Origin of the sequence: Bradyrhizobium sp. RP6 (assembly GCF_003837805.1) — a bacterium.
In the GTDB taxonomy this organism is placed as follows: Bacteria; Pseudomonadota; Alphaproteobacteria; order Rhizobiales; family Xanthobacteraceae; genus Bradyrhizobium.
In genome coordinates, this window is record NZ_RQIT01000002.1 from 725,202 (window position 1) to 741,513 (window position 16,312).

At 64.0% G+C, this 16,312-nt stretch carries 19 protein-coding genes and 1 pseudogene; 14 read left to right on the plus strand and 6 right to left on the minus strand.

Going from position 1 to position 16,312, the window contains the following annotated elements; all coding sequences use genetic code 11:
* Positions 1-6 precede the first annotated feature (6 nt).
* The 4 genes from EHH60_RS08325 to kynU all read left to right on the plus strand — a co-directional run bounded on the left by EHH60_RS08325 (position 7) and on the right by kynU (position 4,519).
* Positions 7-1,284: an ArgE/DapE family deacylase gene (locus EHH60_RS08325; protein WP_124158951.1), complete on the plus strand. Its 1,278-nt coding sequence runs from the start codon at positions 7-9 to the stop codon at positions 1,282-1,284.
* Positions 1,285-1,624: 340 nt separating this feature from the next.
* Positions 1,625-2,434 (plus strand): hormone-sensitive lipase, encoded by an 810-nt coding sequence (locus EHH60_RS08330; protein ID WP_124158952.1) that lies wholly within the window; start codon positions 1,625-1,627, stop codon positions 2,432-2,434.
* Between the two features lie 33 nt (positions 2,435-2,467).
* On the plus strand, positions 2,468-3,307 hold the full coding sequence (kynA, locus tag EHH60_RS08335; protein ID WP_124158953.1) for a tryptophan 2,3-dioxygenase: 840 nt from the start codon (positions 2,468-2,470) through the stop codon (positions 3,305-3,307).
* Between the two features lie 9 nt (positions 3,308-3,316).
* Entirely contained in the window at positions 3,317-4,519 is a 1,203-nt protein-coding gene (gene kynU, locus EHH60_RS08340; RefSeq protein ID WP_199751349.1) for a kynureninase, read from the plus strand.
* Between the two features lie 47 nt (positions 4,520-4,566).
* Here the strand turns inward: kynU and EHH60_RS08345 are convergent.
* Positions 4,567-5,342 (minus strand): annotated as a pseudogene (locus EHH60_RS08345) (cobalamin-binding protein).
* A gap of 118 nt (positions 5,343-5,460) precedes the next feature.
* Here EHH60_RS08345 and EHH60_RS08350 point away from each other — a divergent pair.
* Positions 5,461-5,859, plus strand: coding sequence for a PaaI family thioesterase (locus EHH60_RS08350; RefSeq protein WP_124158955.1), 399 nt, complete (start codon positions 5,461-5,463; stop codon positions 5,857-5,859).
* A 153-nt stretch (positions 5,860-6,012) separates the two neighbouring features.
* Positions 6,013-6,618 carry a GNAT family N-acetyltransferase gene (locus EHH60_RS08355; RefSeq protein ID WP_124158956.1) on the plus strand — a complete coding sequence of 202 codons (606 nt, stop codon included), beginning with the start codon at positions 6,013-6,015 and terminating at the stop codon, positions 6,616-6,618.
* A gap of 80 nt (positions 6,619-6,698) precedes the next feature.
* Here EHH60_RS08355 and EHH60_RS08360 read toward each other — a convergent pair whose 3' ends face one another.
* From EHH60_RS08360 to EHH60_RS08370, 3 genes are all read right to left on the minus strand, one after another.
* A complete protein-coding gene (locus EHH60_RS08360) occupies positions 6,699-7,004 on the minus strand; it encodes a hypothetical protein (RefSeq protein WP_028182079.1) in 306 nt (101 codons plus the stop codon).
* Positions 7,005-7,099: 95 nt separating this feature from the next.
* Entirely contained in the window at positions 7,100-7,786 is a 687-nt protein-coding gene (locus EHH60_RS08365; protein ID WP_124158957.1) for a DUF2161 domain-containing phosphodiesterase, read from the minus strand.
* A 96-nt stretch (positions 7,787-7,882) separates the two neighbouring features.
* Positions 7,883-8,563 (minus strand): SDR family oxidoreductase, encoded by a 681-nt coding sequence (locus EHH60_RS08370; protein WP_124158958.1) that lies wholly within the window; start codon positions 8,561-8,563, stop codon positions 7,883-7,885.
* Positions 8,564-8,683: 120 nt separating this feature from the next.
* On the opposite strand from EHH60_RS08370, the gene EHH60_RS08375 reads away from it, so the two are divergent.
* On the plus strand, positions 8,684-9,433 hold the full coding sequence (locus tag EHH60_RS08375) for an SGNH/GDSL hydrolase family protein (RefSeq protein WP_124158959.1): 750 nt from the start codon (positions 8,684-8,686) through the stop codon (positions 9,431-9,433).
* Here EHH60_RS08375 and EHH60_RS08380 read toward each other — a convergent pair whose 3' ends face one another.
* Positions 9,434-10,177: a tyrosine-protein phosphatase gene (locus tag EHH60_RS08380; RefSeq protein WP_124159086.1), complete on the minus strand. Its 744-nt coding sequence runs from the start codon at positions 10,175-10,177 to the stop codon at positions 9,434-9,436. It lies immediately after the preceding gene.
* An 86-nt stretch (positions 10,178-10,263) separates the two neighbouring features.
* On the opposite strand from EHH60_RS08380, the gene EHH60_RS08385 reads away from it, so the two are divergent.
* Positions 10,264-10,590: an MliC family protein gene (locus EHH60_RS08385; protein WP_124158960.1), complete on the plus strand. Its 327-nt coding sequence runs from the start codon at positions 10,264-10,266 to the stop codon at positions 10,588-10,590.
* Between the two features lie 109 nt (positions 10,591-10,699).
* On the opposite strand, the gene EHH60_RS08390 is transcribed toward EHH60_RS08385, so the two are convergent.
* Entirely contained in the window at positions 10,700-10,903 is a 204-nt protein-coding gene (locus tag EHH60_RS08390; protein ID WP_061876531.1) for a DUF2735 domain-containing protein, read from the minus strand.
* Positions 10,904-11,442: 539 nt separating this feature from the next.
* Between EHH60_RS08390 and EHH60_RS08400 the strand changes: the two genes are divergently transcribed.
* The 6 genes from EHH60_RS08400 (at position 11,443) to EHH60_RS08425 (ending at position 16,105) form a co-directional block, all read left to right on the plus strand.
* Positions 11,443-12,477, plus strand: a complete 1,035-nt coding sequence (locus tag EHH60_RS08400) for a glutamine synthetase beta-grasp domain-containing protein (RefSeq protein WP_124158961.1) — start codon at positions 11,443-11,445, stop codon at positions 12,475-12,477.
* A gap of 191 nt (positions 12,478-12,668) precedes the next feature.
* On the plus strand, positions 12,669-13,370 hold the full coding sequence (locus EHH60_RS08405) for a GrlR family regulatory protein (protein ID WP_124159087.1): 702 nt from the start codon (positions 12,669-12,671) through the stop codon (positions 13,368-13,370).
* Positions 13,371-13,388: 18 nt separating this feature from the next.
* The gene (locus EHH60_RS08410) at positions 13,389-14,072 is read left to right on the plus strand and encodes a substrate-binding domain-containing protein (RefSeq protein WP_124158962.1); all 684 of its coding nucleotides are present in this window, start codon (positions 13,389-13,391) and stop codon (positions 14,070-14,072) included.
* A gap of 32 nt (positions 14,073-14,104) precedes the next feature.
* Positions 14,105-14,926: a tetratricopeptide repeat protein gene (locus tag EHH60_RS08415; RefSeq protein WP_199751364.1), complete on the plus strand. Its 822-nt coding sequence runs from the start codon at positions 14,105-14,107 to the stop codon at positions 14,924-14,926.
* Positions 14,927-14,997: 71 nt separating this feature from the next.
* Positions 14,998-15,147, plus strand: a complete 150-nt coding sequence (locus tag EHH60_RS08420; RefSeq protein ID WP_007609497.1) for a hypothetical protein — start codon at positions 14,998-15,000, stop codon at positions 15,145-15,147.
* 253 nt (positions 15,148-15,400) lie between these two features.
* On the plus strand, positions 15,401-16,105 hold the full coding sequence (locus tag EHH60_RS08425) for a hypothetical protein (protein ID WP_124158964.1): 705 nt from the start codon (positions 15,401-15,403) through the stop codon (positions 16,103-16,105).
* Positions 16,106-16,312 lie beyond the last annotated feature (207 nt).

A 16,312-nucleotide genomic window follows, 5' to 3' on the forward strand; every position in this document is an offset into this window, starting at 1 on the left:
GCCCTGATGAATGCCGAAGCGCAGCAGAGAATTCTTGACGCCGTCGATAGCGGCTTCGAAGCTCAGCTTGCAACCACCCGCGATTTCGTCGCGATCCCTTCCACCCGCGGGGCGGAGGGGCCGTGCCAGGACATGATCGGCGATCTCCTGCGGCAACGTGGCTACGAGGTCGACGATTGGCGCATCAATGTCGACGATCTGAAGGATCTGCGCGGCTTCGGTCCGATCGAGCACGATTTTTCGAAGGCTCGTTCCGTGGTGGGTACTTACCGTCCGCAGACCAATGGCGGCAAATCGCTGATCCTGCAGGGGCACTGTGACGTGGTGCCGGCCGGCCCGCTGGAATTGTGGGATACGCCGCCATTCACGCCGGTCGTCAAGGACGGCAAGATGTTCGGCCGCGGCGCCTGCGACATGAAGTCGGGCACGATCGGTGCGCTCTATGCGCTGGACGCGATCAAGGCTGCCGGCTTCAGGCCGACGGCGCGGATCCATTTTCAATCGGTGATCGAGGAAGAGAGCACCGGCGTCGGCGCACTCTCCACGCTGCAGCGCGGCTATCGCGCGGACGCCTGCTTCATTCCGGAGCCGACCGGTGGCAAGATGGTGCGCTCGCAGGTTGGCGTGATCTGGTTTCGCCTGCGCGTGAAGGGGCATCCGACCCACGTTGCCTTCGCCGGTTCGGGCGCGAACGCGATCATGGCGGCGTATCACCTGATCCAGGCACTGCAAAAGCTTGAGATCGAATGGAACGAGCGCGCCAAGGCCGACCGTTATTTCAAGACGCTCAATCATCCCATCAACTTTAACCCGGGCATCATCAAGGGCGGCGACTGGGCCTCGAGCGTGCCGGCCTGGTGCGACGTCGACTGCCGGATTGCGGTATTGCCGGGCTGGTCGATCGCCGATCACCAGAAGGAGATCATGGCTTGCGTTGCTGCTGCAGCGCGAAACCACCGCTTCCTCGCCAACAATCCGCCGGAGATCGAATGGTCGGGCTTCCTATCGGAAGGCTATGAACTGACCGACGCGGCGGAGCCTGAGGCTGCGTTCGGCAGGGCCTTCAACAAGGTCTATGGCGGCATGCCAGAGGACCTCGTCTTCACCGCGCTGACCGACACGCGCTTCTACGGCCTCAACCACGGCATTCCGAGCCTGTGTTTTGGGGCCAGTGGAGGCGAGATGCACGGCTTCAACGAGTTCGTCGACCTGGAGTCGCTGAAGAAGACGACCAAGGCGATGGCGCTGTTCATCGCGGAATGGTGTGGCGTGGAGAAGGCGTAGGCCTCTCCGCCGTCATTGCGAGGAGCCCTTGCGACGAGGCGATCCAGGCTGTTGCCGCGGAGACAGACTGGATTGTTTCGCTGCGCTCGCAATGACGGATGATAGTCCTGTAGGGTAGCCAAGGGCGCTCTTGCGCTGTGCCCACCATCCGTTCTTCAACCTCGAAAGAGAAGCAGGGCACGCTGTCGCTTTGCCCATCCTACGGCGTCGCCGTCGGGACGCGCGCTGTCCGAAACAGGGGCGCATCCAAATGCTTTAAGCTTAAAATAAAGACTAGGATGCCGGCCGTGCCGGTGGCAGACTGGTGTCCGGTTCGCTGGACGGGTCCTCAGGAGCAGCAATGCGCGATTGGGATGACGCTTACGCCAATTCGGCCCATATCCCGGGCTCGGACAAGATGCCGGCGCTGTGGGCGGAGCGGGCGGCGGCCTACCGCGACGGGCTGAAGGAGTTTCGCCCGGACATCGCCTATGGCGCTGGCGAGCGCCAGAAGCTCGACCTGATCCTGCCCGACGGCGACAGCAAGGGTCTCGTCGTATTCGTTCATGGCGGCTACTGGATGCGCTTCGACAAATCGACGTGGACCGATCTCGCCGAAGGCGCGCGCCATCAGGGCTGGACGGTCGCGCTGCCGAGCTACACGCTGGCGCCGGCCGCGCGCATCTCCGATATTACCGCGGAAATTGCGGCCGCGATCGCCAAGGCGGCCTCGCTGGTCTCGGGGCCGATCCGGCTCGCGGGCCACTCCGCCGGCGGCCATCTCGTCACGCGCATGCTGTGCGAAGACGGCGGCCTCGAGTCCGCGGTCTACGACCGCATCGCCGGCACGCTCTCGATCAGCGGCCTGCACGATCTGCGTCCGCTGCTGAAGACGAAGATGAACGAGACGCTGCGCATGACGATCGAGGAGGCGACGCTGGAAAGCGCGGCGTTGCATCTGCCGCGCGGGCGTTCGCCTGTGACTGCCTGGGTCGGCGGCAGCGAGCGGCCCGAATTCATCCGCCAGTCCGATCTGATGGCCAATGTCTGGACCGGTTTCGACGTGCCGACCCACCTCGTCATCGATCCCGGCCTCAACCATTTCACCGTGATCGACGGACTGAAGGATCCGTCGTCGCCGATCACCGCCCGCCTGATCGGCCTCGACTGACGAAGCATGGAAGATCGATCGAAAGGACCTGGCATGACGTCCAGCGATTACGATCCCACGAGCGAGGGCGCCGAGACCGATTTCACCCGGCGGATGTCCTATGGCGACTACCTTGCGCTGGATGCGATCCTGGGAGCGCAACATCCGCTGTCGGAGGCGCATGACGAGATGCTGTTCATCATCCAGCATCAGACCACGGAGCTATGGATGCGGCTGGCCATCCACGAGCTCAGTGCGGCGCGAAGTGCGATCTCGCGGGATGAGGTGCAACCTGCGATGAAAATGCTGGCGCGGATGTCGCGCATCTTCGAGCAGCTCAACGGCGCCTGGGACGTGCTGCGCACGATGACTCCCAGCGAGTATACCCGCTTCCGCTCGCAACTCGGGCAATCCTCGGGCTTCCAGTCGCGCCAATACCGGCTGATCGAATTTCTGCTCGGCAACCGCAACCACGCCATGCTGAAGCCGCACGCGCACGATGCGGAGACGACGAAGCTGCTCGAAGCTGAACTCGCGGCGCCCAGCCTCTATGACGAGGTGTTGCGGCTTGCCGACCGCAACGGGCTCAAGATGCCTGCCGCGGTGCTGGCGCGCGATGTTCGCGAGACGCACAGCTTCAACGAGGGCGTGCTGCAGGCTTGGCGTATCGTCTACGAGGCGCCGGAGACGCACTGGATGCTCTACGAACTGGCCGAGAAGCTGGTCGATTTCGAGGATTATTTCCGCCGCTGGCGCTTCAACCACGTGACGACGGTCGAACGCGTCATCGGATTCAAGCGCGGCACCGGCGGCACTGGCGGCGTCAGCTATCTCAAGCGCATGCTGGAGGTCGAGCTATTTCCCGAACTCTGGCGCGTGCGTACGATTCTATAGAAAATGCCCATGACCAGATATCGCGTCTATGACGACACCAAGGCTCTGTTTCATCTGCCTGCCGGCGTGATTTATCTCGACGGCAACTCGCTCGGCGCGCTGCCGCTGGGCGTCGCCGAGCGCGTCAATCGCGTCATCACGACCGAATGGGGCAACGAGCTGATCCGCGCCTGGAACACCGCCGGCTGGTACGTCCAGCCGCGCCGCGTCGGCGATCGCATCGCGCGCTTGATCGGTGCTGCTGCCGGCTCGGTGATGGTCGGAGACACGCTGTCCCTCAAGGTCTATCAGGCACTCGCGGCCGCGCTCGACATGAATGGCTCGCGCAAGGTGATCCTGTCGGATACCGGCAACTTCCCGACTGATCTCTATATGGCCGAGGGCCTGATCGAAACGCTCGGGCGCGGCCATCAATTGCGCCTGGTGCCGCCGGAGGAGATCGAGGCCGCGTTGTCGGAGGAGGTCGCGGTGCTCTACATCACCGAGGTCGACTACCGCACCGGCCGCCGCCACGACATGGCGAGACTGACGGCGAAAGCGCATGCTCTCGGCATCGTCACTGTCTGGGATCTCGCGCATTCGGCCGGTGCGCTGCCGGTCGATCTCGCGGGCTGCGGCGCCGATTTTGCCGCGGGGTGCACCTACAAATATCTCAATGCCGGTCCCGGCGCGCCGGCCTTCCTCTACGTCGCGCCGCGCCACGCCGACAGCGCTCGCGCCGCGCTGTCCGGGTGGATGGGCCATGCGAAGCCGTTTGCGTTCGAGCTCGCCTATGCCGCCGCCGGCGGCGTCGAGCGCATGCGCGTGGGCACGCCGCCGGTGCTGGCGATGGCGGCGCTGGAGGCCTCGCTCGACATCTGGGACCGCGTCGACCTCGCCGAAGTCCGCGCGCGCTCGCTCGCGCTCGGCGATCTCCTGATTGCCGAGGTCGAGCGCCGCTGCCCATCCCTGAAGCTGGTGACGCCGCGCGCACATGAACGTCGCGGCTCCCAGGTCTCCTTCGCTTTCGATGGTGGTTATGCCGCGATGCAGGCCTTGATCGCCCGCGGTGTCATCGGCGATTTCCGCGCCCCCGAGATCATGCGGTTTGGGATTACGCCGCTCTATGTCGGCGAGCGCGAAGTGATGAAGGCGGCCGAGGTCATCGAGGATGTCATCGTCGGCGAGGTCTGGCGTCGGCCGGAGTACCAGATTGTCAACGCGGTGACGTGAGGAAGACGACTCCTCAGACGTCATTGCGACGAACAGATTGGGCGCGTTCACCACCACAACGCCGCCACGATCGCATCGAGTCCGTCCGTCAGCGCCGCGGGTCCCGGCTGTAAAATCACCGGAGACTTGATCTCTACGACGCGATTGTCGCGTACGGCCGGGATTCCGCTCCATCCGTCGCGCTGCTGCGAGCGGGCACGACCTTCTTGCCGCACCATGATGCGAGGATCACGTCAGGCGCAGCCTCACGCACGGCGTCCGGTGAAATGATGCGATCCTTCGCCGCCTGCCGATGGCGCAATTCCGGAAAGGCGTCCTTGCCACCGGCAATCTCGATCAGCTCGGAGACCCAGCCGATGCCCGAGATCAACGGATCATCCCATTCCTCGAAATAGACTTTTGGCCGCGGTGAAGGGCGGGGCGCTGCTGCGATCGCCGCGAGGCGCCGCTCGAAACCTTGTGCGAGGTGCTCCGCGCACCCCGCGGCTCCGACCAGTGCACCGAGCGTGCGGATCATCGCCAGGATCCCTGCGATGTCGCGCTGGTTGAACACGTGGACATCGATGCCGGCGCGGACGAGGTCAGCGACGATGCCGGCCTGGAGATCGGAAAACGCCAGCACGAGGTCCGGCTCCAATGCCAGGATCTTCGGGATGTCCGCGGAGACGAAAGCCGCTACTCGCAGCTTCTCGCGCCGTACCTGCGGTGGGCGCACGGCGTAGCCGGAGACGCCGACGATACGATCCTGCTCGCCGAGCAGATAGAGCGTCTCGACCGTCTCTTCGGTGAGACAGACGACGCGGCGGGGCGGAAAGTGGCGCATGGAGGGAGCATATGCGCGAACGCGGCGCATATGTCAGCACCGCGCTTACCTCGGAGGTCATTGCTTTGCCGCGCGAAGCAATTCACCCTGAGACAACAAGCAATTGGGAGGAGATGTAATGACGCCGCTCGAGAGACTTAAAGCGATGAAGATGCCGTTCGCCGAGTTCAAGGGCGTCGAGTTCGTCGAGGCCGAGAAGGACCGCGTGGTGGCGCGGATGACGGTCCGGCCCGATCTCTGCACGCTTCACCATACCATCCATGGCGGGGCAGTGATGGCGCTGGCCGATTCCGTCGGCGCGGCGGCGACCGTGATCAATCTGCCCGAGGACGCCAAGGGCACGACCACGCTGGAGAGCAAGACCAATTTCATCGGCGGGGCCAAGGAGGGAACCATGGTCATCGCCACGGCCACTCCGATTCATCGTGGTCGCCGGACCCAGATCTGGACCACCCGGCTGGAAACCGAGGACGGCAAGCTGGTCGCCGTGGTGACCCAGACGCAGCTGGTCCTGTAGGACTACGGGGGCTTGATTTTATTAACGAATTAGTCGCTTCCGGTGCCTTCTAACTTGGGCAGGTCCCCGTCTTGAAAATTATGGTGCGATGCACAATATGAGAGGCCTAGGGATTCGAACGCCTCCTCGAGGGACACCAAGAGGAGTTCTGACGTGGTACTTGAAGAGACGGTCCGCACCGTTCCCGGCTATGTACGGACCTTGATCCAGCAGGAAGAATTGCCGCTCCTGCGCGACCATCTGCTGAGGCTTGATGCCGGCAGCCGACATGACCGTTTCAACGGTTTTCTCGACGACAGCTTCATCGAGCGTTACGCCGCCCGCTGCGCCGAGGACGGCACCGTGATCGTTGCCTATATCGTCGATGGCGTGGTCCGCGGCGCGGCCGAGCTGCATCCCCCGGAAGATGGTTGCTTGCCCGAGGTCGCCTTCAGCGTGGAAGCTTCCGCACGCCGCCAGGGTGTCGGCACGGTGCTGTTCCGTCGTCTGATCGCGGAGGCGCGCTGGAAAGGCTACAAGCAGCTGCGCATCACCACAGGCGCCGAGAATCACGCGATGCGGGCGCTCGCCAGGAAGTTTGGGGCGCATCTGGCATTCCGCCAGGGCGAATCGACCGGTACGATCGACCTCGCCAAGACCCCTAAGGCCGAACTCGCCGATCTCGCGGCCTCGCCGTTCATAGCCGGGCGCGCTCTTCTCAGCTTCAACAGCACTTGCTGGAAGCTGATCTCGAGCATGTACGGCAATCGCGCCGCATAGCCTGAGAGTAACGGCCAGGAATCAAAAAGCGGACCGGCACGGCCGGTCCGCTTTCGTATTCTGGGTAGTGAAGTGAACGCTCAGGTGCCGGTGCGCTTGTCGTTGCCGAAACGGCGGACGACGCGGCGCTCGACCACCACGGAGCGCTGCGCGCCCTGTTCACCGGCGATGACGCGCGTGGCAGTGATACGGCTGTTGGTGCGGGCCTGCTTCTTCACCTCGGCTTGGACGACGTCGAGCGGCATTCCCATCAAGGCTGCGGCGATTTCGGCCTGCTGCGCCTGATCGTCGGTGATACCAACGGCGGCGAAGATCGCCTCGTCCAGGGTGGGCGGATCGTGGCGCACGCGCCGCGTGCCATATTTGGTGTTCCAGTCTGCGCTCATAACGGCCTCGTTTTGATGCCGGGATACCTAGTGCCCTGAATGTTGCATTGCAATATGAAATCGGTGTGGCAGCTCAGCTATGCACCGTTCGGGTGTCATGGCGGTGACACAGCACCTGCAACGACCTCCACCCGTTGCTGAGGCCAGCGCTTCAGGGCTGCGTCTCCGGCTTCGGTGAGCCGGTAAATCCCCCGCTCAGTGCGTTCGAACCAGCCATACACATTGTTAAGCAAGATCTTGCCGGCATCGGGACAGCGTTCCCGCAGCTCGCGCACGTGCTTCGGGCCTTCGGCGAGCGCCGACGCGCAGGCCAGAGCCTGCTGCCGATAGGCCGTCATGATCGGTGCGCGGGTGCTGCCGCCGAGCACGGGATCACCCTGGCGCCGCTGATGCTCGGCGACGAGGCGCGAGCGCACCTTCGGCTCGCGGCGTGGCGCCGCAGTCGGCGGTTTCACCAGCACTTCGACCTGGCCGCGATCGGTCACGCCGAGCATGCCGAAGCCGAGACGGCGGCAGAGATTGCGATAGCGCGCATCGCTCTCGCGTCCCTTGCCACGCGCCGACATCTTCGCCGCGATCCAGACCTCGTCGCCGGCCGGCGCACGGTCGACCGCCTGCAGGATCAGCTCGAGATTGAAGGCAAGCTTGAGCTCGCCGATGACCACGACCGGCGGATCGCCGGCGCTGAGACCGACGAGATCGCAGCCGCCGATCTCGCCCTTGACCGTGAAGCCAAGCTCCTCGAGGAAGCGTTTGACGGGAAGATAGAGTGCGGTTTCCAAGGGAGCGTCCGGTCGGAGAATCGGTCGGGAGCAGTCTAGGGCCTTCTCGGTCCAGATTGAATCACAGCCGCTCCGATGCTGCCGACAAGCTTCGACTTACATCCGCCCGCCCACCGGGATCAGCGCACCGGTGACACCGCTTGCGGCATCGCCGGCGAGGAACAGGATCACCTCGGCGAGTTCCTGTGGCGTCACCCATTTGGAGAAATCGGCCTTTGGCATGTTGACGCGATTGGCCGCGGTGTCGATGATCGAGGGCAGCACGGCATTCACGGTGACCTTGCCTTTCCATTCGTTGGCGAGCGCCTCGGTGAGGCGATGCACGCCGGCCTTCGAGGCCGCATAGGGACCCATGCCGCTGCCGGCCTGGAGCGCGCCCATCGCGCCGATATTGACGATGCGGCCAACCTTGGACCCGGCGAGATGCGGCAGCGCCGCGCGCGAGGCATTGAGCGCGGTGAGTACGTTGAGCGCATGCATGCGCTGCCACGTTTTCATGTCGCCGTCGCCAACGGTCTCGAAGGCGAAGCCGCCGGCAATGTTGATCAGTGCGTCGAGCCGGCCGAAATGATTTGCGGCCGTCTCAACGGCGTTGTTCGCTTGCGCTGCGTCGGACAGGTCGACACCGCCGATCTCGATGCGTTCGGGCGTCGCTGACAATTGCGAAGGCGCGTGATCGATGCCGGCAACGCGCGCGCCGCGCGCCAGCGCGGCCTCGGCAACGACCTTGCCGAGTGCGCCGAGCGCGCCGGTCACGATGATGACTTTTCCCTGCACGGTGCTTCTCCGTCCGTCGAAAACTGCGCCGACTATTTGCGCGGTCCGAATTGGACTTGCAATGGCGGCGGCTTCAAGGCTGAATGGTCGCTGCAACCTTGAATGGCGGGAAGGATTGATATGTCCGAGAGTCTGCCGGCCGTGGACTTTCCCGAAGGCATCATCAAGCTCGAACATCCGCTGCGAAATTTCTACGACGCGCTGCACGGACAAGGGCCAGTTCGTGTCGTGGCAATGGGGTCGTCTTCGACGGCAGGGCGGGAGGACGTTGTGCCTTACCCCTATCGTCTCGAAATGTATCTGAGGCGGCATTACGCAGAACCGTTACCGAACGTGCGGATCGACGTGTTCAACCGTGGCAAGGGTGGTCAGGAGGCGCCGGAAGAACTCGAGCGGTTCAATTCCGACATCTTTCGCGACGCCCCGTCGCTGGTGCTCTGGCAGGTCGGAACCAATGCTGTTTTTCACAAGGAGAAGTACAAGTTCAAGGATGTCGTCGGCGCGATCACCAAAGGGGTGCAGCGATTGCTTCCGTCGCGTCAGCCTGCGATGGATGTCGTATTGATCGATCCGCAATACGTGACCGCCATGCTTCGGGACGACTACGCCGAGCTCTCCGAAGAGATCGTGTCGGCGATCCGTGAGATCGCAAGAGCCGCGAAGGTGAACCTGTTTCAGCGATGGGCCTTGATGCGGCATTGGCATGTGCAGAACGGCGTGTCATTCGAGCAGATGCTCGATCCGACCGATCTGCCCGACATGCTTCATCAGGGCGACTGGAGCACGCTCCAGCTTTCCAAAGCCTTGTGCAAAGCGATTACGGATGCGACCAGCGCGGCGGGCTGGTTAGCGGCCGAAGTGAAGCCCTGATCACGCTTGCAGATAGCGCGCCTTCAGCGCGTCTTGCTCTGCCGTGCCGAGTTTGAGCCCGTCGCGCAAATAGGTTTCGACATCGCCATATTCGCTGCCGACCGCTTCGAAAGCGGCTGCAAGGTACGAGGCCTCGACGCTGCCGATCGCGTCGAGAACATCTGCGGGCAGATCGGAGGCGTTCGACGGGTCTCGCCTGTAGTGCCGGTTGGTCAAGAGATAATCCTCGGCGATGACCTCGTCCGCCACGCCGAGCGCATGCAGGATCAGCGCGCTGGCGAAGCCGGTGCGGTCCTTGCCGGCGGTGCAGTGGATGACCAGCGGCGCGCGGTCTTCTAGCAGATGGCCGAACAGCGCACGGAAGCTGTGCGTGTTGTGGCGCACATAATTGCGATAGGACTCGCGCATGAGCTCGAGCGCCACGACCGCGGTCAGCGTGCCCTTCGCGAGCTCGGCGCGCAGCCCGGCCACGACGGTCGGTTCGATCGGAAGCGAATGCACCGTGATCTCGTCCACGACGCAGATGCCGGCCGCGCGCTCCTCCAGGCCACGGAAATCGAAGGCGCTGCGCACGCCCAGCGCCCGGATGACCTCGATGTCGGCAGCAGTGAGCTGGCCGAGATGGTTGGAGCGGAAAATGTGCCGCCAGCGTGTGGTGCGGCCATCCATGGTCGGGTAGCCGCCGAGGTCGCGGAAATTGCTCGCACCCTGGAGGGCGAGATGACGGGCAGGGGAGTCTTTCAGCGAGGAGTCTTGCATGGGGTCAGCTTGGGTTATGGTTCCACTGGATGCACCTTTGGCGTCCTTGCGGTCTATTACAGGGGGAGATCATGGGCCGGCACAAGGCCATTGCCTTAACGGTCAGCATGCTGGCGGGCGCAATGCCCGGTGCGCGGCAGGCCGATGCGCAGACCTTCCAAACCTACCGCTGCGCCGATGGTACGCAGTTCATCGTCGGGTTTTATGACTACGACAAGCGCGCCTTCCTCCAGATCGATGGCGAGCCCGTCACGCTCGCCAAGCGGCTGGCGGTTTCGGGGGCGCGCTATTCGGGGGCGGGAGTCACGCTGAGGATTCCCAAGACCGGACCTGCCACGGTCAAGCACCTGAAGCGGCCGGTCACGGCATGCGCGGTGGTCGAAAAGCCCGGGATCTAGCCGGGGGCGCTGGAATTAAAAAAGGGCCGAAACGCCGTTGTTTCGACCCTCTTTCAAACCGTCGCCGGTCGCTTGCGAAAGCCCGGCACTGTCAGTTCCGTGGCTGGCATCAGCGATCCCATTTCGGCTTGGCTTCGTCGACCGCATCCTGGTGATACCAGCTGTCGCTGCAGATCGAGACGTTCGAGGGCAGCGAGGCGTGATCGGCAGGAAGGCGGGTCTCGCCATAACGGCGTCCCCCGAGCGCCGCACGGCCGCCGACGGGGAATTGGTAGATCTTCGCAGATCCGTGACTAAGACCATTGTTCATCATTACGATTTCTCCTTGGTCGAAGCGCCTTGGCCTCCATGGTGCGCCCGACTCGTTCGATTGTGGTTACTGGAATCCCCATATCGGCCGCGCTTCCCGGATTGGAAAGTGCTGAAAAGGAAATCAGTTTCCGCCCATTTTGTAGGCAGGTGGCCTTCTGCATCCTCGAAGGCACGATGCCGCTGACCAACGCGTGGGCCATTCCGAAGGTTGCCGGAGAGGGGCCGAAGAGTTTGCGAAAATTGCCGGACGTTGATGCGCGTTTAGTCGGCAGCTTCCGGGGCGATGCTCACTGCTCCAGAATCGGGCGTTTTCCGAGGGATTTTGCAGTGCAGCTTCACGGGAAGGTGCGCGGCTATGACGCACAGGGCCGTGAGTGGTTCGCCGGGGTCGCGGGAGGGCCGGCCGCGGTGGAAAACCGCCCGTCCTGCGGCTTTTTGGCACGTAAAATGCTTGGAAAGCGCCGGCCGATGATGGCCGGGTACAAAACGTGCGGGGGCCTCCAGGCCCCCAACCTTTCGCATCATCTACAGAGAGGCTCAATGACCAAGTACAAGCTCGAGTACATCTGGCTCGACGGATATACGCCGACTCCGAATTTGCGCGGCAAAACTCAGATCAAGGAATTCGCGTCGTTCCCGACGCTCGAGCAGCTTCCGCTCTGGGGCTTCGATGGCTCCTCCACCCAGCAGGCCGAAGGCCACAGCTCCGATTGCGTGCTGAAGCCGGTCGCGGTGTTCCCGGACGGTGCGCGCACCAACGGGGTGCTGGTGATGTGCGAAGTCATGATGCCGGACGGCAAGACCCCGCATCCGTCCAACAAGCGCGCCACCATCCTGGACGACGCCGGCGCCTGGTTCGGCTTCGAGCAGGAATACTTCTTCTACAAGGACGGCCGTCCGCTCGGCTTCCCGGAATACGGCTATCCGGCGCCGCAGGGCCCATACTACACCGGTGTCGGCTACAAGTTCGTCGGCGACGTCGCCCGCAAGATCGTCGAAGAGCATCTCGACCTTTGCCTCGCTGCCGGCATCAACCATGAAGGCATCAACGCGGAAGTCGCGAAGGGCCAGTGGGAATTCCAGATCTTCGGCAAGGGCTCCAAGAAGGCCGCTGACGAAATGTGGATGGCCCGCTACCTGATGCTGCGCCTGACCGAGAAGTACGGCATCGACATCGAATTCCACTGCAAGCCGCTCGGCGACACCGACTGGAATGGCTCCGGCATGCACGCCAACTTCTCGACCGAGTACATGCGTACGGTCGGTGGCAAGGAGTATTTCGAGGCACTGATGGCCGCCTTCGACAAGAACCTGATGGACCACATCGCCGTCTACGGCCCGGACAACGACAAGCGTCTGACCGGCAAGCACGAGACTGCGCCGTGGAACAAGTTCAGCTACGGCGTTGCCGACCGCGGTGCCTCGATCCGCGTTCCGCATTCCTTCGTCAACAACGGCTACAAGGGCTATCTGGAAGACCGCCGTCCGAACTCGCAAGGCGACCCCTACCAGATCGCTTCGCAGATCCTGAAGACGATCGCTTCCGTGCCCACCGACAAGAAGGCTGCGGCCTAAGATCCTCCCGGCCCGGGCTGGGGGCTGGCCCGGGTTGGAGCTCAATCCGCCGGAGCAAAGGCTCCGGCGGATTTTTGCATTTGGATGGAAGCCGTTCCTGTGTCTGCCGATCTCGGCTTCGCGAAACTTGTCGATCGCCGCCGAACGCGGGATAGTGGAGGCAGATGCGCGCAGGGCCGGGGACACGGCTGGTGTTTGAAGGCTTCTACAAGGTGAGATTTCAGCTCGGCGATGCCGTCGGCCGGAGCGTGATGCATGCCGGCAACGGCAAGATGCTCGGCGGCAATTCGGCCTTCGCCCATATCGGCACTTACGTGAAGTCCGGCGAGGGCGTGGACGTCGTGATCAACACCGTCCGCCATAACCCGGATCCGAGCTACCGCGCCATGGCCGGCACCGACGATGCCACCTTGATCGCGAAGGGCTGGGCCGACGGCGATCTCTATCGCTTCAAGGGCGAGCTCAAGGAGCTGCCCGGCGTGCCCTTCCAATCGCTGATGACGCCTATCACCGAAGACGAAGTGCCGATCGCCGGCGGCGTCGGCGAAGCGGGCATCGCCGATGGTCTCTACTCGCTCCATCTGCGGATGCTCGACGGTCTTGGCGGCGGTTTCACCGGTGTGATGCTGCTCAACCAGGGCCGCATCCTCGGCGGCGACGCGTCGTTCTATTATCTCGGCAGCTACACCGCCGCGAACGGCCGCTGGAAGGGCCAGATTCTCAACCAGGAGCACACGCCGGCCAAGGACGATCCGATCTTCGGCGGCCGCGAGGTCGGCATCGGCTTCTCCGGCAGCTATGACAGCGAACAGGTGGTGCTGGAGGCGACGGCGCTGGCCGGCAAGCGCAGCTTGCGCCTCACCGCCACGCTCAAGCTGATGCATCGCGCCTGATCGCGCCAGGAACTGCTCATGGAAAACGTTCGTATGCTCTCGACGCTCGGCCTCATGGGCGCGATGCGCAGCCTGTCGTCTGCCTACGAGGCTGCGACCGGCATCCATGTCGATGCCGATTTCGCGCCGACCCTGGCGCTGCTGAAGCGGTTGCGCGAGGGCGAGGCCGCCGACCTCGTCATCCTCACCCGCGAAGGGCTCGACGAGATGATCGGCGAGGGGCGCGTGATTGCCGAGAGCGCGGCCGATCTGGCGCGGTCCTTCGTCGGCATCGCCGTGCGGGCCGGGCAGGCGCACCCCGGTATCGGCAGCGAGGCGGCGCTGCGCGCAACCCTGCTCGCAGCGCGGTCCGTCGCCTATTCGCGGCTCGGTGCGAGCGGCGTGTACTTCGCCCAGCTGATCGTGCGGATGGGGATCGCGGCGGAGATCAACGCCAAGGCCACCATCGTCGAGCAGGGATTTACGGCGGAGCGGCTCGTGACCGGCGAGGCGGACCTCGCCGTGCAGCAGATCAGCGAGCTGAAGCAGGTCGGCGGCATCGAGGTCGTCGGCCCGATCCCGCACGATTTGCAGACGCCGGCCGTGTTCTCCGCCGGCCGCATGACGAACGCGAAACATGCCGACGCCGCGGATCGCTTGCTGCGCCATCTGGCGTCGCCGGAGGTCGCCCCCGTCCTGCGCCAGTCGGGACTTGAGCCTTGAATTTGCCGAGGCGGAGACGCAACGTGATGACCATGCGGACTTACCTCCTTGCCATGCTCTTCGCGCTCGCCGTGCCCCTGACGGCGCAGGCGCAGTCGGCCGATCTCGTTCTATGCGACCGGGTCGCTGGCGATCCCAGCGATCCCGACAAGCCGGCGGACGTGAAGGGCGTGGCGGAGATCGCGTCCTCCGACATCGCGACCGCCATCAAGTTCTGCAGGCAGGCCGCGCCATCCTCGCGGCGCGCCATGTTCGCGCTCGGCCGCGCCTATGCGGCCAACAGGCAGACGGCCGACGCGATCGCGGCCTGGCGCAAGGCCGCCGACAAGGGATCGAGTGCGGCGATGGTCGAGCTCGGTGTCGTCTATGCCACCGGCTCGGGCGTCGCCAAGGACGAAGCGCAAGCGCGAAAGCTGTTCGAGAAGGCGGCGCAGGCCGGCAATCCCCGTGGCGTCAGCAATCTTGCCGCGCTCGGCGGCGCAGGTGGTGCCGCGCCGGCCGATCCCGCGCAGGCACGCGCGCTGCTCGGCAAGGCTGCCGAGACCAACGCAGAAGCGCAGTACCAGCTCGGCCTGATGCTCTCCGAAGGCACGGGCGGTGCCAAGGACGACGCCGCGGCGCGTGCACTGTTCGAGAAGGCGGCGGCACAAAACCATCCCGGCGCATTGGAGCGGATGGGCGCCTTCGCGCAGGAAGGCCGCGGCGGTCCGAAGGACAAGGACGCCGCGAAAGCCTATTACGAGCGCGCCGCAGCGCTCGGCGATGAGGACGCCAAGAAGGCGCTGGAGCGCATTCGCTGTCCCTACGCGATCAAGGACAAGCAGGGCAAGCTCGTCACCACGTTGTGCTTCTGAGCAGAGCCGGGACCTGACGGAACCTGGCTCGCGCGTACGTCGTTGACGTCCGGACAAAACGGAGCGCGATCATGATCCGCAAACTGGCATCGGGCGAATACCGCCTCTATTCCCGCAAGGTGAATCCGAAGACCGGCAAGCGTCGTAATCTCGGCACGTTCAAGAGCCGTGCAGCCGCCGAGAAGCACGAGCGCGAGGTGCAGTACTTCAAGCGTCACTGACGCGTGAGGGCCTTTTCCGCGATCCGGAGACAAAAGTCGAAAAAACAACCCCATGCACAGTAGCCAAGCCGTTGAAATCACACGCATGCGGATTTTGCGAAGTCGATTTGACCCGTCGGGCAAAACAGGGGCATGATGGCATCGTGGTGGACGTGCGTTCCGTGGCCGGTGCTGCGCGGAAAAGCCGGTGGTTTCAGTGCGGCGACGATGCTAGGTAGCCGACAATTGTTTTCCGATTTGTGGATTCAGGGCATTGCTGGACGGGCTCTACAAGGTTGAATACGGCGTCAACGACGGGTTCGGCCGCAGCATCATGTGCCTGCATGACGGCAAGATGCTGGGCGGCAATTCGGGCTTTGCGCATCTTGGCAGCTATGTCGAGCGTGACGGCGAGATCATCGCCCAGGTCATCACCGAGCGGCACAATCTGGACCCCAGCTACAAGCCGCTGATGGGTGCGGATGTCGCCTCGATCGCAGCGCGCGGCCGGCTCTACGGCAACCAGATTCGTTTGGAAGGCGGCGCGGACACCATGCCGGGCGCTCCTTTCTGGGCCAACCTCACGCGGCTCGATGACGGCGCGCTGCCGCCGCGCGGCACGATCGGGCAGGGCGGCATCGCCAACGGACTCTATGGGATGGGCCTGCGTGCGCTCGATGGCGTCGAGGCCGGCCTCTCCGGCGTCATGCTCCTGATCGATGGCCGCATCCTCGGCGGCGATGCGTTCTTCTACTATCTAGGCTCCTATTCCTCGGCGGACGGCCGCTGGAAGGGCGAGATGCTGAACCAGGAGCACACGCCGGCGAAAGGCGAGAACCCGGTGTTCGGCGGCCTCGAGGTGGGGATCGGCTTCTCCGGGACCTGCACGGAAGACAGCGGCGAGTTCGAAGGCATCGCGCTCGCGGGGAAGCGAAGCTTGCGCCTTGCAGCCTCGCTCAAGCTGATGAGAAGGGCGTAGACGGCGACCTGTACTTGCACTGTCGGCCACTCGAAATCGCGGAGACGGATGCCGGCAGATTGAACGTTCTTCTTGGGCGGGGCAGCTCTGGGGGACGAGACCGCGTTTTACATCGGCACGGAGCCAATCTCCGGATGATCGGAGCGGCAATCGCGACCTGACCGATGGCAACGGCTTAGGAACAAACCAGAACCTCATGCGTAGTCG